The sequence below is a fragment of the Candidatus Poriferisocius sp. genome, assembly GCF_965208355.1.
GTDB lineage: Bacteria > Actinomycetota > Acidimicrobiia > Acidimicrobiales > Bin134 > Poriferisocius.
This window is the reverse complement of record NZ_CBDBOM010000003.1, coordinates 2,759,877-2,782,796: the sequence shown is the minus strand read 5'-3', so window position 1 is coordinate 2,782,796 and position 22,920 is coordinate 2,759,877. Positions and strand designations below refer to the sequence as shown.

The 22,920-nt window shown below is 65.2% G+C and carries 20 protein-coding genes and 1 riboswitch; of the genes, 5 read left to right on the top strand and 15 right to left on the bottom strand.

The window, feature by feature from the left end; translation table 11 throughout:
• Positions 1–20 precede the first annotated feature (20 nt).
• The 14 genes from thiD to ACOGXH_RS14135 all read right to left on the bottom strand — a co-directional run bounded on the left by thiD (position 21) and on the right by ACOGXH_RS14135 (position 16,288).
• Positions 21–779, bottom strand: a complete 759-nt coding sequence (gene thiD, locus ACOGXH_RS14200) for a bifunctional hydroxymethylpyrimidine kinase/phosphomethylpyrimidine kinase (RefSeq protein WP_419929744.1) — start codon at positions 777–779, stop codon at positions 21–23.
• Positions 776–1,351 (bottom strand): thiamine phosphate synthase, encoded by a 576-nt coding sequence (locus ACOGXH_RS14195; RefSeq protein WP_419929743.1) that lies wholly within the window; start codon positions 1,349–1,351, stop codon positions 776–778. The genes thiD and ACOGXH_RS14195 overlap by 4 nt, the downstream gene beginning before the upstream one ends.
• Positions 1,338–2,108 carry a thiazole synthase gene (locus tag ACOGXH_RS14190; protein WP_419929742.1) on the bottom strand — a complete coding sequence of 257 codons (771 nt, stop codon included), beginning with the start codon at positions 2,106–2,108 and terminating at the stop codon, positions 1,338–1,340. The genes ACOGXH_RS14195 and ACOGXH_RS14190 overlap by 14 nt, the downstream gene beginning before the upstream one ends.
• Positions 2,109–2,143: 35 nt before the next feature.
• On the bottom strand, positions 2,144–2,332 hold the full coding sequence (thiS, locus tag ACOGXH_RS14185; RefSeq protein WP_419929741.1) for a sulfur carrier protein ThiS: 189 nt from the start codon (positions 2,330–2,332) through the stop codon (positions 2,144–2,146).
• 10 nt (positions 2,333–2,342) lie between these two features.
• Positions 2,343–3,470: a glycine oxidase ThiO gene (gene thiO, locus ACOGXH_RS14180; protein WP_419929740.1), complete on the bottom strand. Its 1,128-nt coding sequence runs from the start codon at positions 3,468–3,470 to the stop codon at positions 2,343–2,345.
• Positions 3,463–4,059: a thiamine phosphate synthase gene (gene thiE / locus ACOGXH_RS14175; protein ID WP_419930381.1), complete on the bottom strand. Its 597-nt coding sequence runs from the start codon at positions 4,057–4,059 to the stop codon at positions 3,463–3,465. Before thiE ends, thiO begins: the two co-directional genes overlap by 8 nt.
• A 2-nt stretch (positions 4,060–4,061) precedes the next feature.
• The gene (gene thiC / locus ACOGXH_RS14170; protein WP_419929739.1) at positions 4,062–5,816 is read right to left on the bottom strand and encodes a phosphomethylpyrimidine synthase ThiC; all 1,755 of its coding nucleotides are present in this window, start codon (positions 5,814–5,816) and stop codon (positions 4,062–4,064) included.
• Positions 5,807–5,917: riboswitch (TPP riboswitch) on the bottom strand. Its footprint overlaps the gene before it by 10 nt.
• A gap of 3 nt (positions 5,918–5,920) precedes the next feature.
• On the bottom strand, positions 5,921–7,459 hold the full coding sequence (gene pgi, locus ACOGXH_RS14165) for a glucose-6-phosphate isomerase (protein ID WP_419929738.1): 1,539 nt from the start codon (positions 7,457–7,459) through the stop codon (positions 5,921–5,923).
• Between the two features lie 40 nt (positions 7,460–7,499).
• The gene (locus ACOGXH_RS14160; protein ID WP_419929737.1) at positions 7,500–10,259 is read right to left on the bottom strand and encodes an ABC transporter permease; all 2,760 of its coding nucleotides are present in this window, start codon (positions 10,257–10,259) and stop codon (positions 7,500–7,502) included.
• Positions 10,231–12,825, bottom strand: coding sequence for an ABC transporter permease (locus ACOGXH_RS14155; RefSeq protein WP_419929736.1), 2,595 nt, complete (start codon positions 12,823–12,825; stop codon positions 10,231–10,233). The genes ACOGXH_RS14160 and ACOGXH_RS14155 overlap by 29 nt, the downstream gene beginning before the upstream one ends.
• A 55-nt stretch (positions 12,826–12,880) precedes the next feature.
• Complete coding sequence (locus ACOGXH_RS14150; RefSeq protein ID WP_419929735.1) at positions 12,881–13,711, bottom strand: ABC transporter ATP-binding protein; 831 nt, start codon at positions 13,709–13,711, stop codon at positions 12,881–12,883.
• A gap of 55 nt (positions 13,712–13,766) precedes the next feature.
• Entirely contained in the window at positions 13,767–14,396 is a 630-nt protein-coding gene (locus ACOGXH_RS14145) for a peroxiredoxin (RefSeq protein ID WP_419929734.1), read from the bottom strand.
• Between the two features lie 104 nt (positions 14,397–14,500).
• The gene (locus ACOGXH_RS14140; RefSeq protein WP_419929733.1) at positions 14,501–15,442 is read right to left on the bottom strand and encodes a hypothetical protein; all 942 of its coding nucleotides are present in this window, start codon (positions 15,440–15,442) and stop codon (positions 14,501–14,503) included.
• Between the two features lie 300 nt (positions 15,443–15,742).
• On the bottom strand, positions 15,743–16,288 hold the full coding sequence (locus ACOGXH_RS14135; RefSeq protein WP_419929732.1) for a LysM peptidoglycan-binding domain-containing protein: 546 nt from the start codon (positions 16,286–16,288) through the stop codon (positions 15,743–15,745).
• Positions 16,289–16,462: 174 nt separating this feature from the next.
• Between ACOGXH_RS14135 and ACOGXH_RS14130 the strand changes: the two genes are divergently transcribed.
• The 3 genes from ACOGXH_RS14130 (at position 16,463) to ACOGXH_RS14120 (ending at position 19,696) form a co-directional block, all read left to right on the top strand.
• Complete coding sequence (locus tag ACOGXH_RS14130) at positions 16,463–17,485, top strand: NAD(+)/NADH kinase (RefSeq protein ID WP_419929731.1); 1,023 nt, start codon at positions 16,463–16,465, stop codon at positions 17,483–17,485.
• Positions 17,482–19,149: an N-acyl-D-amino-acid deacylase family protein gene (locus ACOGXH_RS14125; RefSeq protein ID WP_419929730.1), complete on the top strand. Its 1,668-nt coding sequence runs from the start codon at positions 17,482–17,484 to the stop codon at positions 19,147–19,149. Before ACOGXH_RS14130 ends, ACOGXH_RS14125 begins: the two co-directional genes overlap by 4 nt.
• 127 nt (positions 19,150–19,276) lie before the next feature.
• The gene (locus tag ACOGXH_RS14120) at positions 19,277–19,696 is read left to right on the top strand and encodes a hypothetical protein (protein ID WP_419929729.1); all 420 of its coding nucleotides are present in this window, start codon (positions 19,277–19,279) and stop codon (positions 19,694–19,696) included.
• A gap of 21 nt (positions 19,697–19,717) precedes the next feature.
• On the opposite strand, the gene upp is transcribed toward ACOGXH_RS14120, so the two are convergent.
• Positions 19,718–20,341, bottom strand: coding sequence for a uracil phosphoribosyltransferase (gene upp, locus ACOGXH_RS14115; protein ID WP_419929728.1), 624 nt, complete (start codon positions 20,339–20,341; stop codon positions 19,718–19,720).
• Between the two features lie 136 nt (positions 20,342–20,477).
• Here upp and deoC point away from each other — a divergent pair, with 136 nt between their 5' ends.
• Positions 20,478–21,344 (top strand): deoxyribose-phosphate aldolase, encoded by an 867-nt coding sequence (gene deoC, locus ACOGXH_RS14110; RefSeq protein WP_419930380.1) that lies wholly within the window; start codon positions 20,478–20,480, stop codon positions 21,342–21,344.
• 22 nt (positions 21,345–21,366) lie between these two features.
• On the top strand, positions 21,367–22,830 hold the full coding sequence (locus ACOGXH_RS14105; protein ID WP_419930379.1) for an aldehyde dehydrogenase family protein: 1,464 nt from the start codon (positions 21,367–21,369) through the stop codon (positions 22,828–22,830).
• Positions 22,831–22,920 lie beyond the last annotated feature (90 nt).

The following is a 22,920-nucleotide window of genomic DNA, read 5'->3' as shown; positions in this document are numbered from 1 at the left end:
CCTGCCGGGGGGTTCAACTTCTAATCAATCAAATGCGCAACCGGTCCCCGACCCGCACCCAAATCCCAGTCAGCCGACCGCACAATGCACTGTCGCACAAACCCCTTAGCCGCCGCGACCGCATCCATGGGCTCCACTCCCAGCGCCAACCCCGCCGCAACTGCCGACGAAAACGTGCAGCCCGTCCCGTGGTCGTTAACCGTTTCCACCACCTCCCCGGCCAGCACTGTCCAGTCGCCGCCTTGGTGTACCCGGTCGGCCGCGGTGGTCTCTCCGGTCACCACCAACCAGCCGGGGCACAGGGCGCCCAAATCGTCCAAATCGTCCAACCTGGCCACTTCCCGAAGCACCGCAGCCTCCCGGCCGTTGGGCGTGGCGACGGTGGCGTGCTTGAGCAACTCCAGATAGAGGGACTCGGCCCCGGCGTCCAGCAGCCGGACCCCGGTGGACGACACCATCACCGGGTCCACCACCAGGTTGGGCAGCCGTCCGGCCGCGGCGTAGTCGCCCACCACGGCGATGATTTCGAGATTGGCCAGCATGCCGGTCTTGACCGCGGCCACCGGCAGGTCATCCAGCACTGAGTCGAGCTGCTGGGCCACAAATTCAGCCGGGACGGGGTGAACCCCCTGCACCCCCGCCGTGTTCTGGGCCGTGACCGCAGTGATGGCCGCGGTCCCGTGAACTCCTAGCGTCGCAAAAGTGGCCAGATCGGCAGCAATCCCCGCGCCGCCCGAGGGATCCGACCCGGCCACACTGAGTGCTACGGGCGGATTCATCCCGAGTGCCATTCGTCCAACAGCGAGGTGATGGTCTCTTGGGGATTGGGGCTGCGGGCTACTGCGCCCTGCACGGCGACTCCCGCTGCCCCGGCGTCTCGACAGGCAGCGACCCGGCCCAGGTCGATTCCCCCCAAGGCGTACACCGGCACATGGGCTTGGCGAACGATCCTTCCCAGACCGCCTAGACCCAGAGGAGGTCCGTAGCCCGGCTTCGACTCGGTTTCGAACACCGGGGAGATGGTCACGTAGTCCACCCCGTCGAGTTCGGCTTGGCGCACGTCATCAAGGCTGTGGCACGACCGGCCCACAATGCCCTGGTACATCTTGGGGTAACGGTCGAATCCGGTGAGGTGAACCCCATCGGCCACCGGATCGATCATCGACCCCAGGATCAGGCATTCGGTCTGCTCTCTCATCAATTTGGCCAGTTCACGCCGGATATGTGCCGGTCGGTCTTTGGCCCGAAAGATCACCGCCGGGGCCTTCACCACTACATCGGTGAGCACAAGCAGCTCGGAAGAAGGGGCCCGTTTCGGGCTGAACGGGCGGCGGTGGTCAGAACTCGGCACGGCCATGGGCGGAGGTGGAGGCCTCGGCGAGATATCGCTTGGGTATCCGACCAGACAGCCGTGCCCGCCGCCCGGCTTCGGTGGCCAGCCTCATGGCGATGGCCATTTGCTCGGGGTCGCGGGCCCGGGTGATGGCCGAAGCCACCATGACCGCGTCGCACCCCAGCTCCATGGCCAGAGCGGCGTCGGAGGCGGTGCCGATTCCCGCGTCCAACACAACAGGAACCGATGACTGCTCCACGATCATCTCGATGTTGTGGGGATTGCGGATCCCCAGTCCCGATCCGATCGGCGCCCCCAGTGGCATCACCGACGCGCAGCCCAGATCTTCCAGCCGGCGGGCCAACACCGGGTCGTCATTGGTGTAGGCCATCACGGTGAACCCGTCGTCCACCAGGGTCTCGGCCGCCTCCGCCAATTCGATGCCCTCGGGCAGAAGGGTGATGTCATCGGCGATTACCTCTAGCTTCACCCAGTCGGTTTCGAATGCCTCTCGGGCCAGCTGGGCGGTGAGCACCGCATCGGCTGCGGTATGGCATCCGGCGGTGTTGGGCAGCACTTCGAGCCCTAGGCGGTCGATCACCTCCAGCACAGAACCGGTGGCCTCGGGCGACACCCGCCGCAGGGCCACGGTGACCAGCTCGCACTCCGACGCCACCAGGGCCCGCTCAAGCACGGCCAGGTTCGGCGCACCACCGGTGCCGGTGATCAGCCGGCTGGTAAAGCTGCGCTCAGCCACGGTCCAGGAGTCGCCCATTCAGATCACCTGCTCAAGGGGTCAGAGTCGCCCATCTATCCCCCCTGGGCCGCTTCGAGAATCTCGACACGATCGCCCTCCGCCAGCATGGCCTGGCCCCATCGACTGCGGGGGACGATCTCCCGGTTGACGGCCACCGCCACCCCCCGCTTGTTGGGGGCCAGGGTGCCCACCGTGCAATTGGCCGGGACGTCGCGGCTCTCACCGTTGACGACAACAATCATGTTGGCCCGATCATCCTGGAACCCCGCTTAGGGGCTGTTCGGCTCCAGTAGAGGGGCCGCGGTCGGTATGGAACCGGCTAGGGCTGAATGGAGCCAGGTCAACCGGTGGTTTGCGGCCTTGCACCAATGCAGATACCGCCGCCGCGGTGATGGGGGCAGTGAGAATGCCGTTGCGATAGTGGCCGGTGGCGTAAACAATGCCGTCGTCGCCGGTCCCGATGATGGGGGCGTTGTCGGGGGCACCGGGTCGCAGGCCGGCCCACGTCTCCACCAGGTCAATCTCGCTGAGCCCTGGCAAGAGGGCCAGAACGTCTCGGAGCAGTTCGTAAATGCCGCCTGCGGTCACCCGGGTGTCAAAGCCCTGTTCCTCTTGGGTAGCTCCCACCACGATTTCACCGTCGCTGCGGGGTACCGCGTACACGCTTGACCCTCGCACCACCCCTCGCACCGGCATCCCCATGAGCCCCTCGGGGCCGCTCAAGCGCAGGATCTGTCCCTTGATGGGCCGAATGGGCACTCCCAACAGCCGGCCGCTCCATGCCCCGGCGGCCACCACCACCTGTTGGCAGGCCATCACTCGGCCATCGTCGGCCACAACTTGACTGCGAGCCACCTCGGTAGCCGTCACCGGGATGGCGGGCACACGATTCAGCAGCTCGGCCACCACCCGGCGGGGGTTCACCTGGTGGTCGAGCGGGGAGTACACGCCGCCCCGCACACCAGGAGCAAGCAGCGGCTCTCGGCCACGGCATTCCCGGCTGCGGAGTCGCTCCACCGGCAGGCCTTCCTGCTCATGAAGGTCTCCCAGATTGTCGAGCAGCGCCTTGTCGTCAGCGTCGTAGGCCGCCATCAGCATCCCGTTGCGGCGGTAGTCCACGGCGTCGACTCCCAGAGAGTCGGCGAATGCCGGCCACGCTTGGCTGGCGGCCAGGTTCAGTCGGAGGATGTGGCTCTCTCCCCAGTAGGCCTCGTGGATAGGGGCCAGCATCCCGGCGGCGGCGTGGGTGGCTCCGGTGCCGGGCGCGGGGTCGAGCACCACCACCTCAACTCCTTCCTGGCGAAGCTGCCATGCGGCTGAGAGCCCGATAATGCCTCCACCCACGATGATGACGTCGGGCCTGGCGGGCACGTCAGCCACCGAGGGCCTCCAGCAGTTCAGCGGTGGCTGAGATGGGGTCGGCGGCGTGGGCTACCGCACCGATCACCGCTACCCCGTGGGCTCCCGCATTCAACAGCTCCGGTATTTGGGCCGCGGTGATTCCGGCGATGGCAATCACCGGGATGTCCACGGTGGCGGCCACCTTCTCCACCCCGGCTGGCCCCAGCGGCTCGGGTAGACCGTCTTTGGTGGTGGTGGCATATACCGGGCCGACTCCCACATAGGAGGCGCCGTTGTCTTGGTGACGAAGTGCAGTGTCGGGGTCTCGGGCCGTGCCCCCCACCAGAGCGTCGGGGCCGAGCACGCGGCGCAGCACCGAAACCGGTAGGTCGTCGGCGCCTCCGTGAACGCCGTCGGCCCCAACAGCCAGCGCGATATCGGCCCGGTCGTTCACGATCACCACGGCTTGCGCCTTGTGGGCTGCGGCCACGATCTGCTCGCACTCAGCCAGCATCTCGGCATCGTTCGACCCTTTGATCCGAACCTGCACCGCGGGGGCTCCGCCGCGAAGTGCCTTATCGGCCAATGAAGCGCAGTCGGCGATGACGTGCAGCCGGGGAACATGCAGGGTCACGACCCGGCCGAGTAGATCTCGGCGCCTTTGTCCCGGAACTCGTCGGCCTTGGACTTCATCCCCAGCTCGATGGCCACCGACTCGTCCACCCCCTGGCGAGCGGCATAGTCCCGCACGTCCTGGGTGATCTTCATAGAGCAGAACTTGGGTCCGCACATGGAGCAGAAGTGGGCGGTCTTGGCCGGCTCGGCCGGAAGGGTCTCGTCGTGGTATTTCAGCGCCGTCTCCGGATCCAGCGACAGGTTGAACTGGTCGGCCCAGCGGAACTCAAATCGAGCTTTGGACAGGGCGTCGTCCCACGCTTGGGCCCCGGGATGGCCCTTAGCCACATCGGCGGCGTGGGCGGCGATCTTGTAGGCGATCACCCCATCTTTCACGTCAGCCCGGTTGGGCAGGCCCAAGTGCTCCTTGGGGGTCACGTAACAGAGCATGGCGGTGCCGTACCAGCCGATGTTGGCCGCCCCGATGGCCGAGGTGATGTGGTCATAGCCCGGAGCCACGTCGGTGGTGAGCGGGCCCAGCGTGTAGAAGGGGGCGTCCTGGCACCACTCTCTTTCCAAGGTCACGTTCTCTTTGATCTTGTCCAATGGCACGTGGCCCGGTCCTTCGATCATCACCTGTACGTCGTGGGTCCAGGCCCGGCCGGTGAGCTCGCCCAGGGTTTCCAATTCGGCCATCTGGGCGGTGTCGTTGGCGTCGGCGATCGATCCCGGCCGCAAACCGTCGCCCAGGGAGAAGGCCACGTCGTAGGCCGCGAAGATCTCGCACAGCTCGTCGAAGTGGGTGTACAGGAAGTTCTCCTGGTGATGGGCCAGGCACCAAGCGGCCAGGATCGAGCCGCCCCGGCTCACGATCCCGGTGGTGCGCTCGGCAGTGAGGGGCACATAGCGCAACAGCACCCCGGCGTGGACGGTCATGTAGTCCACTCCTTGCTCGGCCTGCTCGATCACAGTGTCGCGGTAGATCTCCCAGGTGAGCTCCTCGGGGCTGCCGTTGGTCTTCTCCAGGGCCTGGTAGATGGGGACCGTGCCGATGGGCACCGGCGAGTTGCGGATGATCCACTCCCGGGTGGTGTGGATGTCGGACCCGGTGGACAGGTCCATCACCGTGTCGGCCCCCCAACGGGTGGCCCAAGTCATCTTCTCCACCTCCTCGGCGATCGACGAGGTGACCGCCGAGTTGCCGATGTTGGCGTTGACCTTGGTGAGGAACTTGCGACCGATGATCATCGGCTCCGACTCGGGGTGGTTCACGTTGGCCGGAATGATGGCCCGGCCCCGGGCCACCTCCGATCGCACCAGTTCGGCGTCGAGCCGCTCGCGAATAGCGATGAACTCCATCTCCGGGGTGACCTCCCCCCGACGGGCATAGGCCATCTGGGTAACCGCCGCGCCCTTGGCCCGTAGCACGGGGCGGCGCTCGCCCAAGAACGGGTCGGAGGCGCCACCGTCGCGCACCGCCCGGCGACCGTCGTCGCGCAGATCAGCGCTTCGCCCCTCGATCTCGGTGGTGTCGCCCCGCTCGGCGATCCAGTCCAGCCGCAAGGGTGGAAGACCCACGCTGGGGTTGGAGCCCGGGCCGCTGGTGTCGTACAGCAGGAATGGCGGCTCCGGTTCGGTCAGGTTCACCTGGGTGAACGGCACCCGCACGTCGGGTCGGTTCCCGGTTTCATACACCTTTTCACGAGCAGGCTTTTGGCTGGAGGTGGAGCCTTCCTGGGTTGGCGCGTTGCCGTTGGTGCTCTCGCTCATCGTCATCTCCCTTCGCCGGCGTTATCCGGATCAGGTTCAGCGGTCGGTGCCAGCGGACACCCTCTCAGCCCGACGATCCTCGAGCTCCCGCGTGGTTGTCGCCCTTATCTTGTCACACCCCGCCGACAGGCGACGTAGCGGTTGATGAGGGATTGGGTGGAGGAGTCGCGGGTGGGGTCGGGGGTGGCTGCGCCGGTGAGTTCGGCGGCGATGCCGCTGGCCAGGGTCTTGCCCAGTTCCACTCCCCACTGGTCGAAGGGGTTGATGCCCCACACGGTGGCTTGGGTGAACACCTTGTGTTCGTAGAGGGCCACCAGCTGGCCCAGCGAGCGGGGAGTGAGCTGGTCGGCGAGGACCACGGTGCTGGGTCGGTTGCCGGGAAAGCTCCGGTGGGGATCGCCGGTGTCGGGGGCGCCGAAGGCCAGGGCCTCGGCCTGGGCGAACAAGTTGGCCATGAGCAGGTCGTGGTGCTCGATGTGGGGGTGGTTGGGGCGGCAGAAGCCGACGAACTCCACCGGGACGATATCGGTGCCTTGATGCAAGAGCTGATGGAATGCGTGCTGGCCGTTAGTGCCCGGTTGACCCCACACCACCGGGCCGGTGCCCACGCCCGCCGGAGTACCGTCGGCCCGAACCGACTTGCCGCTGCTCTCCATGTCGAGCTGCTGGATGTAGGCCGGGAACAGGGCCAGCTCTTGGGCGTAGGGGAGCAGCCCGTAGGTGGGCCAGTCCCAGAAGTTGCGGTTCCAGATGCTGATGAGCCCCAGCAGGGCGGGCAGGTTCTCCTCCCATGGGGCGGTGCGGTAGTGCTCGTCGATGTAGTGCATCCCAGCCAGCATGTCGGCGAAGTCGTCAGGCCCGACGGCGATCATGAGGCTGAGCCCCACCGCGGAGGCCAGCGAATAGCGGCCGCCCACCCAGTCCCACATGGCGAAAACGGCGTTGGCATCGATGCCGAATTCCCGGGCCTTGTCGGGGCTGGCGGTGACGGCGGCGAAGTTACCGCCCGCCTTCTCCAGCCCCACGGCGTCGGCGACCCATGCCCGGGCGGTGATGGCATTAGCCAGGGTCTCGGTGGTGGTGAACGTCTTGGACACCACTATGAACAGGGTTCGGGCTGGGTCCAGGCCCCGGGTGGTGGCACCGAAGTGGGCGCCATCCACGTTGGACAGAAAGCGGACGTCCAAGTCGGCGTCGGCGTAGGCCGCCAGTGCGGAGGTGGCCATAGCCGGTCCCAGGTCCGACCCGCCGATGCCGATGTTCACCACTGCCTGCCACCCTCCACCTCGGACGTCGGCCGCGAAGCCCGCCATGTGGTCGAGTTGTTGCCGGATTTCGGGAGGCGGATCGGGTCGGCGAAGAGCGGCGTGCCAGGCGGGACGGTTTTCGGTGGTGTTCACCGGCTCGCCATCGAGCATGGCCTCAATCCGGTGCCGTAGCCCGGTCCGGTCGGCCAAGGCGGCCAGCATCGCCACTGTCTCATCGGTCAGCCGGTTCTTGGAGTAGTCCACCAGCAGCCCGTCGGTCTCGGCCACCAGCCGCTCGCCTCGTTGCGGGTCGCGGTCGAACAGATCCCGCAGATGCACGCCGTCAAGCGCCTCTCGGTGGGCACTCAGCGCTTGCCACTCGCCGGTGTCGTGCATGCTCCGCAGCGTAACCGGGGCTTGCGTCGCCGCTGGACGACTATTCGTAGGAGATGGCGTCGAGCACGTTGAGGCGACTGGCCCGGCGGGCCGGTATCGAAGCGGCCAGCAGGCCGGCAACGGCCACCACCACCAAATAGATCCACAGCGTGCCCCACGGGATGGCGAACGACGAGACGAAGTTGTCGGGGATGATCTCCACCGTGGCCCAGCCGAACAGCACCCCGACGGTTATGCCCATGAGCCCGCCGAACACGGCCACGATGCCCCCTTCCCAGCGGATCATCCGCCGCGCCTGGCGACGGGACATGCCCACTGCTCGCAACAGCCCCAGCTCACGGGTCCGCTCGAACACCGAGAGGGCCAGCGTGTTGGCCACTCCCATGAGGGCGACGATCAGGGATATGGCCAAGAAGGCGTTGACCACCCCCAAGAACGTGTCGATCTGGCTCTCTTGGGTCTCTTGGAACTCGGCCTGGTCCCGCACGTTGAGCTGCGGGTAGGCCAGGGTGGCCTGCTCGATTGCCTCTCGAGCCTGGTCCGCGGTGTAGCCCGGTGCGGTCAGAGCCGAGATAAAGCCGTCCTCTTGCTCGAATAGGTAGCGGTCCCAGTCGACGATATCGATCAGCCAAGAGCCGAATATCGCATTGTTTTCGAAGATGGCCGCCACCTCAAAGGTCGCCGTCTGGCCGTCGGAGAATTCCAGCTCCACCGGATCGCCGACGCCGACCGCCAAGTCGTCGGCCTGGTCGGTGTGCAGGGCAACATCGCCGGGACCGGCACCGGCAAGGCTGCCCCTGGTTACCTCGATGTCGAAGTGCAGGGGGAGGACATCCAGATCAACGGCCCCGACTTCGTCGACATCGCCATCGATCACCGACCGGACCCCCTCGAACTTGAACCGAGAGGCCAGCACCGAGGCCACCTCGTCGCGTTCACTGATCCTCTGGGCCGCTTGCGTACTGAAGGTCTCGGTGGGGTCGCCGCAGCCTCCCGGGCAGATTAGCCAGTCGGACTTGACCGAGCGGTCCAGGGTGTCATCCAGGGTCTGTTTGAAGGACTGTCCCAGCACCGAGACCATTGACACCAGAGCCAGGCTGATCATGAGAGCCGAGGCGGTGTTGGCCGTACGCCGGGGGCTGCGCTCCGCGTTCTGTCGGGCCAGCCGCCCGCTCACTTGGGAGACCTTGGCCGGGATCCATCCCAAGACTCTGGAAACCGGTACGGCAAACACCGGGCTGACCAGGTTCATCCCCACAAACACCAACAATGCGCTCATGCCCAGCAAGGCCAATAGCGAGCTGGTCGGGAATTCTCCGACCACGGCCACGATGAGCATGGCCAGGCCCAAAATCAACACCCGGGCCTGACCCACCGGCTGGGGCAGGTTGCGACCCCCGACGAAGGCCAACACCGCGCCAACCAGCGCAGTTACCACGATGACTGAAGCCGTTTCCGAGACGATTCCGAATGCCACCAAGATCACGCTGGACGCGGTGAGCAGCTTCTCCAGCCCAGTTGAGCGGCGCTCCTCGGTAAGTCGGGGCGGCATATTCCCGGTGAGCGCCGCCATGGGAGTCACCCGCCGGGCTCTCAAGGCGGGCCAAATGGCTGACACCGCGGTCACGCCCACCCCGACTAACACCGCGGCCAGAATTGAGTTGGTGCCCACAACGATGGGCGCGTCGGGCAAGCCGGCGCCGAAGCCTGAGATCAATGCTCGGATGCCAAGAGAAATCAGCACCCCTAGTCCGAGCCCGGCGGCGCTGGCCATCACCCCGACGGCGATTGCTTCGCCGACCACGATGGCGGTGACCTGCCGGCCGCTGGCCCCCAATGCCCGCAGCAGCCCCAGCTCCCGGGTGCGCTGGCTCACCAGGATGGTGAAGGTGTTGTAGATGATGAAGGCCGACACCACCAGGATCACCACGGCGAATCCCAGCATGAAGTACTCGAAGAAGCCGATGAACTCGTTGAACAGGTCGGACTGTTCTTCCACCAACTCCTGATTGGCCACCACCTCCAAGCCATCGTCAAGCACCGTGGCCACGGCCGCCGATGCCGCCTCCGGTGAGGTATTGGGCTCCAGTCGGATGTCGATGCTGTCGTAGCCCCCACCGTTGTGCAGCAGTTGGCGGGCGGTCTCGATGTCCCAGGCCATCATTTGCGCGCCCGCGGTGGCATTGTCACCGCTGCCGTAACGGAACAGTCCGACCAGGGTGAACGCTTCGGTGCCGCCGGGGGTGGACACCCGGTAGCGTTCGCCGATTTCGAATCCGTTCTCGTCGGCGGTGTCGGCGTCCATGGCGAACTCGTCGGGCCCGGAGGGGATCCGGCTGACGCCATCGGGCCACACCTTGAGAGCTCCCAGGGAGTCGTCGGAGGGCCAGCCGATGCCGATCTGCGGGGGTCCGAAAAGCTCCACCGCTTCGCCGTCAGCGGTGATGGGAACCACGTTGAACTCGACCACCGTCCCCACTGCGGCCGCCACCCCGTCTACCGACCGCACATCGTCGAGGAGCTCGGGGTCTACCAGTGTCCCGCTCTCGCCCCGGTCGCCGAAGGCCAGCTCGGGGCGCACCGACAGATCAACGCCCTCGAAGATGTCCTCGGAGAGAGTGTCGAACGTGGAGCGGAGCCCCGAAGTGGTGACTAGCACGCCCACGGTGAATCCCACGCTCACGACGACGGCCAGCGTGGTCAGCAGGAACCGAATGCGGGTTCCTGCGATGCTCTTCAGGGCGTAGCGGATGAGGCCTATAGCGGCATTCTTACTGGTGAGCGATGGCTTCCAACACATTGAGGCGGTTGGCCCGGCGGGCCGGGAAGAAGGCGGCCAGCATTCCGGCCAAGGCTGAAACAACCAGGTAAATCACCAAAGTCACCCAGGGTATGGACGGGCTGGAGATCAAGTTTGAGGGGAAGGCGGCCGCGGCAATCGAGCCGGCAACTACGCCGGTGGCGACGCCGATGAGCCCCCCGAACACGGCCACAATGATGCTTTCCAAGAAGATTGTTCCCCAGGTTTGCCGCTTGGCCATGCCGATGGCTCGCACAAGACCCAATTCTCGAGTTCGTTCGAATATCGATAGGGCCATGGTGTTGGCGATGCCTACCACCGCGATGAGCAGCGCGAGCACCAAGAACACGTTGATGATGACCAGCAGGTTGTTGATCTGTGAGGCTCGGCTCTCCCGGTATTCGGCCTGGTTTTTCACGTTGACCTGGGGGTAGTCGGTAAGGATGGATTCCATTGCTGACCGAGCCTGGTCCAGTTCGATACCCGGAGCGGTGACTGCTGTCACCAGGTTGACTTGGTTGCTGAGCTCAAGGCGTTCCCAGTCGGAGGTATCAATCACCAAGGGGCCGACAACTGATGTTTCGGTGTGAAGGGCAATGACCTCAAAGGTCGAATGCTGCTCGCCGGGAAACTCGAGGGATATCTGGTCTCCGACCGCTACGTCCAAATCATCGGCTAGATCCTTTTCCATCAGCACATGGCCAAGGCCCGCTTGGCTCAAGCTGCCGACGACGACGCCCGGGTTGACGTGGGGGGAGAACGAGTCGAGGTCGGCGGCGGTAATCCGGCGCTGTTCGCCGTCGGAGGTGCGCACAGCATCGGAGCGGAACCGGAAGTTCTCCACCGACTCCAATTCGGGCAACCCTGCCATCCTCTGGGAAGCCTCCAGACTGAATGCCCCGAGCTGAGTGCTGAGTGCTGACGTGTCGTTGCTGCAATCGCCGGTGCAGATGAGCCAATCAGCCTGCACTGAGTCTTCTAGTTGGCTGTTCAAGGTCTGCTTGAAGGATGTTCCCAGCACGGCGACCAGTGACACCATGGCCAGCCCGATCATGAGCGCCGAGGCGGTGGTAGCGGTACGGCGGGGATTGCGGGCCGCGTTCAGTCGGGCCAGTCGTCCGTTGATGGTGAACAGCCGGTTGGCGGGCCACCCCAGGAATAGCGACATCGATCGGGCTAGGGCCGGGGTGATGATGTTGACCCCCAGCAGCATCAACAGCGCTCCCAAGCCAAGCGGAAGAAGGAGTTCAGAGGTGGAAAGGTCGGCCAGCAGGCCGATGAGCAGCAGAATCAATCCAGCTCCGCTGACTACCGACCCGATGATCAGAGAGCGGCGCCGGTTGAAGGGGTCGATTTCGGCCTCATCGGCCAGCGCCACCATGGGCGTGACCCGGCGGGCCCGCATGGCCGGCCAGATGGCGGTAACCATGGTCACGCCGATGCCGATGACCACCGCGGCAACAATGGTCCACCCGCTGATAATCACATCGGATTCGGGAAGGTGAGCACCGGAGCTGTCCAGCGCGGAGCGAATGCCAAGGGCCACTAAGACGCCGAGACCCAATCCCACGATGGTGGCCACGATCCCTACGATCAGGGCTTCGAACCCGACGACTCGAGCGACTTGACCCCGCCCAGCGCCGAGAACTCGCAGCAGCCCCAATTCTCTGATCCGCTGACCCATGACCAGGATGAACGTGTTGTAGGTAATGAACCCCGAGATGATCAGGACGATGACGGCGAAAGCCAGCAAGAGGTTCCGAATCAGGTCGATGTTTTCGGCGAACTCTTGGTTGCTTTCTTCGATGTTTTCCTGTCTGGAGATCACCTCGATGTAAGGGCCGACGCGGGCACCGATGGCCGCAGCCACCTCGTCGTACGATGCGCCGGGTGACAGCTTCCCGTGGATGAGGTCGTAGCCGCCGCCACCGTGAACAAGCTGCCGGGTGGTTGTCATGTCCCAGGAGACAATTTGAAGAGTGATGCGGGTCTCGGGATCGAGGAAGTACAGGTAGCCGACAAGCTCGAAGTCGAAGGTTCCGGAGGGAGTAGCCACTTCGTAGCGCTCGCCGATAATGAAGCCGTTTTCCCGGCCGGTGAAGTGGTCGATGGCCATTTCATCGGGTCCGACGGGTTGGCGACTTATGCCGTCGGGATATGGGTAGACCGTGCTCAGCACTTCGGACTCGGGCCAGCCGAAGCCCATTTGTCGTCCCACACCGGGGTCTACGGCGTTGCCGTCACCGTCGATGGCAACCACGTTGAATTCCTGCGCCAGTCCTACTACCGCCTCTACGCCGTCGATCGACGCAAGCTCCTCACTCAATTCCACGGGGAGGAGGGGCACGCCCTCATTGCGATCACCGACATCGGTTGCGGCGCGAACGGTGAAGTCGTACTTTTCGTAGATCCTGCCCGACAACTCGTTGAGGGAGGCGCGGAGGCCGTCGGTGGAGATGAGCACGCCCACTGTGAGAGCGACCCCGATGATCACGGCAAGGGTGGTGAGCGCGAACCTCACCTTGACGCCGGCGATGCTTCGGAGGCTGTATCGCAGGAGGGTCATCCGCCGACTACCGGGTCATGAACTTCGAGGAGGGGCTACCTGGCTGCGCCCAAGCTCAGTCGTCCAGGTCCTTCATGTATTCCAACACTTCTTCCATGGTTGCCCCCTCTGTTATGCCCCGGACGAACTGGCCCACTTGCAGAATCTTCATGTAGTCGAGGATCTGATCGGCGGTGGGATTGAGCATCTCGCCCTGAAGTCTGCCGTCGGCCAAGAACACGGTCCGGTCGGCGAACGATGCCGCCTTGGCGTCATGGGTGACCATCACAATGGTCTGGCCCAGATCGTCCACCGCTTCGCGCATGAACTTCAGCACGTCGTTGCCCGACCGGGAGTCGAGGTTGCCGGTGGGCTCGTCGGCAAAGATGATCTCCGGCTGGCTGGCCAGCGCCCTGGACACCGCCACTCGTTGTTGCTGACCCCCCGATAGCTCGTTGGGCCGGTGGGTGAGTCGGTCGGCCAGCCCCACGGTGGCGATCACGCTGTCGACCCACGCCTGGTCGGGTTCGCGTCGAGCCAGGTCCATGGGCAGGGTGATGTTCTCGATGGCGTTCAGGGTGGGCACCAGATTGAAAGCCTGGAAGATGAACCCCACCCTGTCGCGGCGCAACAGGGTCAGCTCTTTGTCCGACAGGGTGCTCAGGTCGGTGTCGCCGATGAGGGCGTGACCTTCGGTGAGATTGTCGAGTGCGGCCATGCAGTGCATGAGGGTAGACTTGCCCGAGCCCGACGGGCCCATGATGGCGCTGAATTTGCCCTTCTCAAAGGTAATGTCCACCCCGTCGAGGGCTCGGACTTCGGTCTCCCCCGACCCGTAGATCTTTACCGCTTCTACCGCTCGGGCGGCAGCCATGGTCTCTGTGGCCAGCGTGGACGCATCGCTCATGGAAATAGCACCCCTTCGGCGTCAGCCAGGTTTTCCTTGGTGGAAGTAGTGGAGATTATGGCTGGGAGACTACACGAAGGTAGGGCTTCTGCTCGTCCCAACCATCGGGGAACAGCTCCGCGGCCTCATCATTGGAGAGGGCGGGCACGATGATCACATCGTCGCCGTGCATCCAGTTCACCGGGGTGGCCACTTTCTTAGTGGCGGTTAGTTGGAGCGAGTCGATCACCCGAAGAACCTCATCAAAATTGCGCCCGGTGCTGGCCGGATAGGTGATGGTGAGCTTCACCGCGTTGTCGGGACCGATCACGAACACCGAGCGCACCGTCATGGTGTCGCTGGCATTGGGGTGGATCATGTCGTAGAGGTCGGCCACCGCTCGGTCGGCATCGCCGATCATCGGGAAGTTGGGACGAATGCCCTGGGTGTCCTCGATGTCCTGTGACCATGCAATGTGGTCTTCGACCGAGTCGCACGACAGGCCGATCACCTTTACATTGCGGGCCGCGAACTGCTCGGCCAGCCGAGCGGTGTAGCCCAATTCGGTGGTACACACCGGGGTGAAGTCCTTGGGATGGGAGAACAGAACCGCCCAGGAGTCCCCTTTCCACTCGTGGAAGGAGATGGTTCCCTCGGTGGTTTCGGCGGTGAAGTCTGGGGCGATGTCGCCTAGTTGAATGGCCATTTCCGGCTCCTTGCTTTGCTGCGAATGATGCAGGAAGTCTGTTCACCCTACCCGGTCAGGGCAATACCTGACCAAAGAGGTCTGGATTAGCGTCGCCGCTTTTTCTACTCAGGGTCCTCGGGGGTGCGGCGGCGGCGAAGGACGCGGCGGATGCGGCCGCCTTCAAGGTCCTCCGTGGTGTCGTCGGGAGTGCCGACGGCAACCTGCAAGGGACCATCGGTCTGGTCCACCAAGTCGAGAACCGACTCCCGTTCTTCTCTGACCATGATTGGGGCCTCGAAGTCGGGCTCGACCTCTTCGGGCTCTTCGGTTTCGAACAGAGCGGATTCCAGCGCGGCGCGTATCTCCTCCAACTCGAATTCGTCGGTATTCATCACCGAACGAAGACTGGTCATGGGGCTTTGGGAGAATTGGCGGAGCCGCTCGATCCACTCATCCCGATACTGCACATAGATGAGGTGTTGGCGACGAGCGGTTTCGTAGTCGCTCTTGATCACTGCGAACACCGCCGCCTCGCCGGCCACGTGCATGGCGCTCAGCTCGGCCCGCATGACCGGTGAGGGATGGCTGGCGATGGCCTCTCGCATCTTCGGGGCCAGCTCATCGTGTCCGGCCAACAGTTCGTCGCGCTGGCCCATGTCGATCTGAAGTCCGGAGGCATTGATATCGCTCAACACCTTCTGGTGGTTCTCTATCCAGTCCGACACCGTTTGCTCGTGCCGACGGTGCCATTGGGTCAGGAGCTCTTGGCCGGATCGGGAGATTCCCACCACATCAGCAACGTCCTCCGCGGGATCACCCACCAACTCCAGCGTTGGTCGGCCGTTGCCCGCGCCGTTCTCTAAATCGCCCTCCGACGGGGAGTACTCGGCGCCGCCGTCGAACAACTCAGGTCTGCCGACTTGGTTCTCAACCCCAGCATCGGGGGTTGGGCCAGGAAATATGTCCCACAACGCCTTCTTCTTGCGGGTGGAAAAGGCCACAATGAGACCGAGCAGGCCACAACCCAGGATGATGGCAGCGGGAATTAGAAGCCCAGCGCTCACGACTCGCCAACTGTGCTGGCAGCTAGCACGCGAACGTTGGCAGTCGGGGCCGGGGTGGTGGCGGTGTGCTGGCGGCACGACCAACAGGTGTCGCGCGCCGTGCCCCACCAGGTGACATCGCAAAGAGGACACCACATGGTGGCTTTGCGCCTTGCCTTGGGCGCAAGAAGCCATGCACGAGCCGGAGCGGCCATGTATCCCACACTAGAAGCGCGGTGTGCCGAAATTGTGGATATCCACAACCTGCTGTTCGACCAGGGCTCGTACAACGCACTGATCTATTGGTCGTCGGTCGAACCACTAAGGCGCGGGCTCTTCTGCGTCGGGGGGAATGATGAGCTCTTGGCCGACCTGGATCAGGTTGGCTGCGGTGATGTTGTTGGCCTCGAGTACCTCATCCAGGGTCTTGCCGTACTGAAGGGCGATGTCCAGCAACGTGTCGCCAGCCACCACGATGTGGGTGCGCTCGCCGGGGCGGACGGTGCCGTCGCTGTTGAGCACCACCGGCGCGTCCTGGGGAATCTCAATCTCCTGGCCGATGCTTAAAACGTTGGGGTTCTCCAACTCGTTGACGGCGTCGATCTCCTGCCAGGTGATGCCGAACTCGTCGGCGATGCTGCCCAGCGTGTCGCCCTCACGCACGACGTAGATGAACGCTTCTGGAGTTGAAGTAGGTGTGGGGGTGGGGGGAAGGGTCGGCTCCGGGACCGCGATGGTGGCGGTGACCAACTCGTCGGAGTCCACGCCGATCGGGCGATCCTCCGAAGTCGTTCCTCCTCCTCCGCCGCAGGCCGCGCCCAACACAGCCAACATCAGCACCATCAACAACACTTGGGCCCGGCGCATGGCGGCACCTCCTCTGAACCAGTGGCCCACAACAATACGCAACGCGCCCCAAAACCTAAAAAAGAACGATCACCGTCTTGTACCGAGAACTGTGAATGTCGGTGAATGACCATATTCTGAATGGATGCTGGCAACGACAACCACGCGCTGGACTGATGCTGACAACATGGAGGAGTGTCCACTGTCGGCATCTTGGTGAACCCGCGTTCGGGCAGCGATGTGCGCCGCCTGCTCACCAGTGCGGGCTCGTCCACCGTCGAGGACAAGGTCAGCATTCTGCGCCGCATCATCCACGGAGCGACCGAAGCGGGTGCCGAGGAGGTGGTGTTGACCCGCGATCCGTTCTCCATCACCCGGCGCGCCACCGAGAACCTCCACCTGCCCCTGAAGGTGGCGTTTCTCGACCTGCCCCTTCACCACAACGAGCGGGATTCGGTGGACGCCGCCCGGGCGATGCGGGACGCCGGATGCGGCTCAGTGGTCAGCCTGGGGGGAGACGGCACCAATCGGGCGCTGGCTCTGGGATGGCCCGACGCGCCGCTGATCCCGATCTCTACTGGAACCAACAACGCCTTTCCCGTCCACGTTGAGCCCACCGTGGCCGGCGTGGCCGCGGGACTTGTTGCCACCGGTGCAGTGAGCCTCATGGCCCATTCGGCCCGGGCCAAGGTGGTGGCGGTGGAGGTGACCGGTGGTGACACCGGCACCGAGACCGACATGGCGCTGGTGGATGCGATCGCGGTGGACGACCCCTATGTGGGTTCGCTGGAGCTGTTCGATCCCGAGACCATGATGCTTGGCGTACTGACCCAGGCCGATCCGGCCGCCATCGGCTTCAGCGGCCTAGCTGGAACGGTGCTGCCGTGCCCTTCCGTCGAGGAACGCGGGGTGGTGTTGGAATTTGCGCCTCCCAGCCAATATCCAGCCCGGCTGATAAGGGCCGCTTTGGCCCCGGGGTGGTTCGCCGCGGTTGGCTTGGTTCGAAGTGAGTATCTGGATCTCGACACCCCGGTCGAAGTGGATGGACCGTGCCTGTTGGCCTTCGACGGTGAGCGCAGCCGTCGCCTTCACGCTGGCCAGACCGCTTCGCTGCGGGTGGTGCGCCAGGGACCCCGGGTGATCGACGTGGGCGCAGTGGTGCATTCGGGAGCCCGAACAGGCGCGTTCGAGCTTCGCGTGGGAAACTCTGACCTATGAGTGCAGACGTTGTCATTCGCGGGGGAGTTGTGGTGGACGGCTCGGGCGAGCCGGGACGGGAGGCCGACGTCGCCATCACCGGGGATCGCATCAGTGAGATCGGTTCAGGCTTGTCCGGCAAGGTCGAATTGGACGCCGGCGGCCAGGTGGTGGCCCCCGGCTTCATCGACATCCACACCCATTACGACGCCCAAGTGTTCTGGGACCCGGCGCTCACCCCCTCGTGCTACCACGGGGTGACCTCGGTGATTGCCGGCAACTGCGGTTTCTCCATCGCGCCCACCCGGCCCCGCCATCAGGATCTCATTGCCCGCACGCTGGAAAACGTTGAGGACATGAACGTGGATAGCCTGGCCGAGGGCATCCCCTGGGACTTCGAGACGTTCCCCGAGTATTTGGACTCCATTTCTAACCGGGGCATCGCCCTCAACTTCGGGGCCTACATCGGCCACACCGCATTGCGGCTGTTCGTGGTCGGCGACGAGGCCTACGAGCGGGCGTCCACCGACGGGGAGGTGGCCCGCATGGTGGAGGTGGTGGCCGAGGCCATCGACGCCGGGGCGGCCGGGCTGGCCACCAGCTTTGCCATGACCCACCGGGGCGCCGACGGTCTTCCCATTCCCAGCCGATTCGCCACCCGTGATGAGTTCGAGTCCCTCATCGGCGTGCTGGGCCAAAAGCGCCGGGGAGTGGTGTCGATTGCTCCCGGCGAGCAGATTGGCATCGACGATATGTACGCGTTGCAGCCTCAGGTGGGCGTGCCGTTCACCTACGGCGCCCTGTTGACCTTCCCCAACGGGAACCACGAGAAGAGCGCAGCCAAGAACCGGGAGGCATGGGAGAAGGGGATCCAGGTGTGGCCCCAGGTCACTCCTCGCCCCCTCACCTTCCAGATGGTGATGTCCGACCCGTTCACCCTCAACGTGAACCCCGAGTTCGCCGCGTTGATGAGCGAGGACCACGACGCCCGGCTCAAGTCCTACGACGACGAGGATTGGCGCAACCGGACCGCGGAGGCCTTCGAGCACCAAAAGGCCATGCGGCCCCGGTGGGAGACGTTCCAGATCGCCGAGACGGGTTCCCGGCCCGAGCTGATCGGACGGCGGCTTACCGACGTGGCCGAGGAGCTGGGGGTGCGCCCCCTCGACGTGCTGCTCGACACTGCGGTGGCCGACGACCTGACCACTCGGATCAGCTGCATCATCGCCAACGACGATCCCGACGGTGTGGCCATGCTGTTGCAGCAGGACGGTTGCACGCTGGGCCTGTCCGACGCCGGGGCCCACGTGGGCCAGCTTTGCGATGCTCCCCAGGCCACCGATTTCTTGGGCAACTGGGTGCGCGACCGCGAGCTCATGCCGATGGAAAAGGCGGTGCGGAAGCTCTCAGGGGTGCAGGCCGACCTGTTCAACCTGGTCGACCGGGGCTATCTGCGGGAAGGGGCGTATGCCGACGTGGTGGTGTTCGACGCCGACACCGTGGCGCCCGGACCGCTGCGCCGGATCCGAGACTTCCCCGCCAACGCCGAGCGGCTCACCGCCGACGCCTCCGTGGGCATCAACCATGTGCTGGTGAACGGCACCCCCATCCGCCGCGACGGCGAAATGGATCAGAGCGGCGTGGACGCTCACCCCGGCGACATCCTGCGCCCCACTGCCCGATAGTCCCAACCAGGCGTAAGCGCAGAATTGGCAAAAGTCCTCTGGCGTTTTCCGTTGGAGCGGGCCTAAGCTGGCCTTGAACGCAAGAGCGACAGCGTGGTCGTTCCCACATGATGACGAGGAGATCGCCATGGGGGAAAACACAGACTGGCGCGTTGAGCTGAATAGAGCAGGGGTTGGCCTGCACGAGCTCTTGTCCGAGGGCATGCCTGCTGACAATCCCGATGACTGGGTGCACCGCCTTGAAGACCAGCTCGGAGAGCTCAGCCGGGCACTTACCGGTTTCTGCTCGGATTGCGACCTCGGGTTGTTCGACGAGTGCATCGAGCTGGCCCCCCGGCTGGTGCCGCAGGTGAACAAGATCCGCACCGAGCAGGTTCAGCTCCAGGCCTCGGTGCAACAGCAGATCGCTCGGCTGCACACCCAAAAGCCCGACTCCAGCCTGGAACGGTCGATGGCCGACATCGTCCACCGGGTGGACCAGCTCAATCACCACGCCGTCGACGTGGTGTACAGCGCTTACGAAACCGACCTCGGCGGACCCGGCTGATTCTCTCTTAGCCGGAACAGCTCAGAGCTCTCCGAACTGGCGGTCGCCCGCGTCTCCCAAGCCGGGCACGATGTAGGCCCTCTCGTTGAGGCCCTCGTCTACCGCCGCCGCGAACAGCCTCACGCCAGGAGCGGCGGCTTCTAGTGCCTTCACCCCTTCGGGTGCGGCCAGCACGCACACCGCGGTGATCTGTCCGGCCCCAGCTGCGGCCATCCGCCCACACACATAGGCCAGCGACCCCCCGGTGGCCAGCATCGGTTCCAACACCAAAACGGCCTGTCCGCTGAGGTGGTCGGGCACGGTGTTGAGATAGGGCTCGGGCTGGAATGTCTCCTCGTTGCGGCGCACGCCCAGAAAGCCCACGGCGGCCTCTGGCAACAGCTTGCGGGCCGCGTCCAGCATGCCCAGCCCCGCCCGGAGCACCGGCACCAGCAGCGGGGGATCGGCGATGTGCACCCCGGAGGTTCGGGCCAGCGGCGTGTCGATGCTGATGGCGGTGGCAGGGAGATCCCGCAAGGCTTCGTAGACCAACAGTCCGCTCAGGTCGTCCAAGGCCTGTCGGAACTCCGGTGATGGAGTCTCGGCTCGACGCAACACGGTCAAGCGGGCCTGCACCAGCGGGTGATCGACGACCGTAACGCTCATTACCTCACCTTAGGCATGGATCACGGGTGACCGGTTGTCGAACCGCCGCCCTATCCTTGGACGGGTGACCGATCTGCTTGCCGTCGAGACCCCGGCAGGACCGGCCGACGCCGTGGCCGGCATACGCATCACCCCGGTGGACGCGGTGGGGCTGGAGCAGCGGGCCGCGTCGCTGTGTACTCGGTCGATCAAAACCTCGTCCAAGGCGGCGGCGCTGGATTTGGCCATCCGGATGATGGACCTCACCACCTTGGAGGGGGCCGACACCCCCGAGCGGGTCCAGGCCCTGTGCGCCCGAGCCCGTCACCCCGATGCCTCCGACTGGTTGGTGCCGCCAGTGGCCGCGGTGTGCGTGTATCCCGAGTTGGTGCCGGTGGCCGCCGAGGCGCTGGCCGACAGCCCGGTGGCGGTGGCCAGCGTGGCTGGGGGGTTCCCCGCCGGTTTGGCCCCTCTGGAGGCTCGTCTAGCCGAGATCGCCTGGGCAGTGGCCGCCGGGGCCGACGAGGTGGACATCGTGCTGAACCGCTCGGCGTTCTTGTCCGGGCGGTACCAACAGGCCTACGACGAGATCGCCGCGGCCAAGCAGGCCTGCGGATCGGCCCACCTGAAGGTGATCCTGGAGACCGGGGAATTGGGCGCCTACGACCAAATCAGGAGGGCGTCCATGCTGGCCATGGTGGCCGGGGCCGACTTCATCAAGACTTCCACCGGCAAGATCGGCACCTCGGCCACCCCACCCACCGCCCTGTGCATGGCCGAAGCCATCCGGGACATGGCCGAGCAAACCGGGCGGGCCGTGGGCCTCAAGCTGGCCGGGGGCATCCGCACCGCCAAGCAGGCCTGGCACTACCTGGTGATCGTGGGCGAGACGCTGGGATCAGGATGGCTGACCCCGGAGCGGTTCCGCCTGGGAGCATCCAGCCTGCTCAACGATGTGCTCATGCAGCGGGCCAAGCTCGGTGACGGCCGCTACCAGCGGCGGGAGGATTTCAGCGTTGACTGACCGTTCGTCTTCTGGGCACGAATTGGAACCCGCCAGCGGGTTTGCGCTCGACTACGCCCCCGCCCCCGAGTCCACCGCCCCCGTGCGACTGGCCTCGCAGTACGGCCTGTTTGTGGGGGGCGAAATGGTGGAGCCAGCCGCGGGGGCGCTGGCTCCCACCATCAACCCGGCCACTGGGGAGCAGTTGGCCGAGGTGAGCGTGGCCGACGCCGCCGATGTGGACCGGGCGGTGGCTGCGGCCCGGGCCGCGTGGGAGGGAGGCTGGCGGGATCTGCCCGGAGCGGAGCGGGCCAAGTACCTATACCGGGTGGCCCGGCTGCTGCAAGAGCGAGCCCGAGAGTTCGCGGTATTGGAGACCATGGACGGGGGCAAACCCATCCGGGAATCCCGCGACCTCGACATCCCGCTGGCTGCGGCCCACTTCTTCCACTACGCCGGCTGGGCCGACAAGCTCGACTACGCCTTCAGCGGTCGCCGGGCCGCGCCGATAGGGGTGGCTGCCCAGGTCATCCCGTGGAACTTCCCCCTGCTCATGGCGGCCTGGAAGCTGGCCCCCGCGTTGGCGTGCGGGAACACCGCGGTGCTCAAACCGGCCCCGACCACCCCGCTGACTGCCCTGCTGTTGGCCGACGTCTTGCGCGACGCCGAGGTGCCCGCCGGTGTGGTCAACATCATCACCGGCGACGACGCCACCGGGGCCGCGCTGGTGTCCCATCCCGGCGTGGACAAGGTGGCGTTCACCGGGTCGACCGAAGTGGGCCGGGCCATCGGTGCCGAGCTGGCCGGTACCGGAAAGCGCCTCACCCTGGAATTGGGGGGCAAGGCGGCCAACATCGTGTTCGAAGACGCCGCCTTGGATCAGGTGACCGAGGGCATCGTCAACGGCATCTACTTCAACGGCGGCCAGGTGTGCTGCGCCGGGTCCCGCCTGCTGGTGCAAGAGTCGGTGGCCGACGCGGTAATCGGCAAGCTCCAGCGGCGCATGGAAACCCTGAGGGTGGGGGATCCACTGGACAAGAACACCGACATCGGGGCCATCAACTCCCAAGCCCAACTCGACCGCATCACCGAGCTGGTGGCCTCCGGAGTAGCCGAAGGGGCCGAGCTGTACACCCCAGAGTGCGTGCTGCCTGAGCAGGGGTTCTTCCACCCGCCGGCGCTGTTCACCAACGTGTCCACCGCCCATCGCATCGCCCAGGAGGAGATCTTCGGCCCGGTGCTGTCGGTGCTCACCTTCCGCACCGCCGAGGAGGCGGTGGCCAAGGCCAACAACACCCCGTATGGGTTGTCGGCCGGCATCTGGACCGAGAAGGGGTCGCGCATCTTGTGGATGGCCGACCGGATGCAGGCCGGCGTGGTGTGGGCCAACACCTTCAACCGATTCGACCCGGCCAGCCCGTTCGGCGGCTACCGGGAGAGCGGTTACGGCCGTGAAGGGGGCCGAGCGGGTCTCCTTCCTTATGTGGAGTTAGTGGTCCGTCCGTGAATTGGACAGGACGCCCTGCTCGGCATCGACGCCCCTCGCGGCGTTGCTCCTCCTTGCCGTACGCTTCGAGTATGGCTGCGTCGGTGCGCC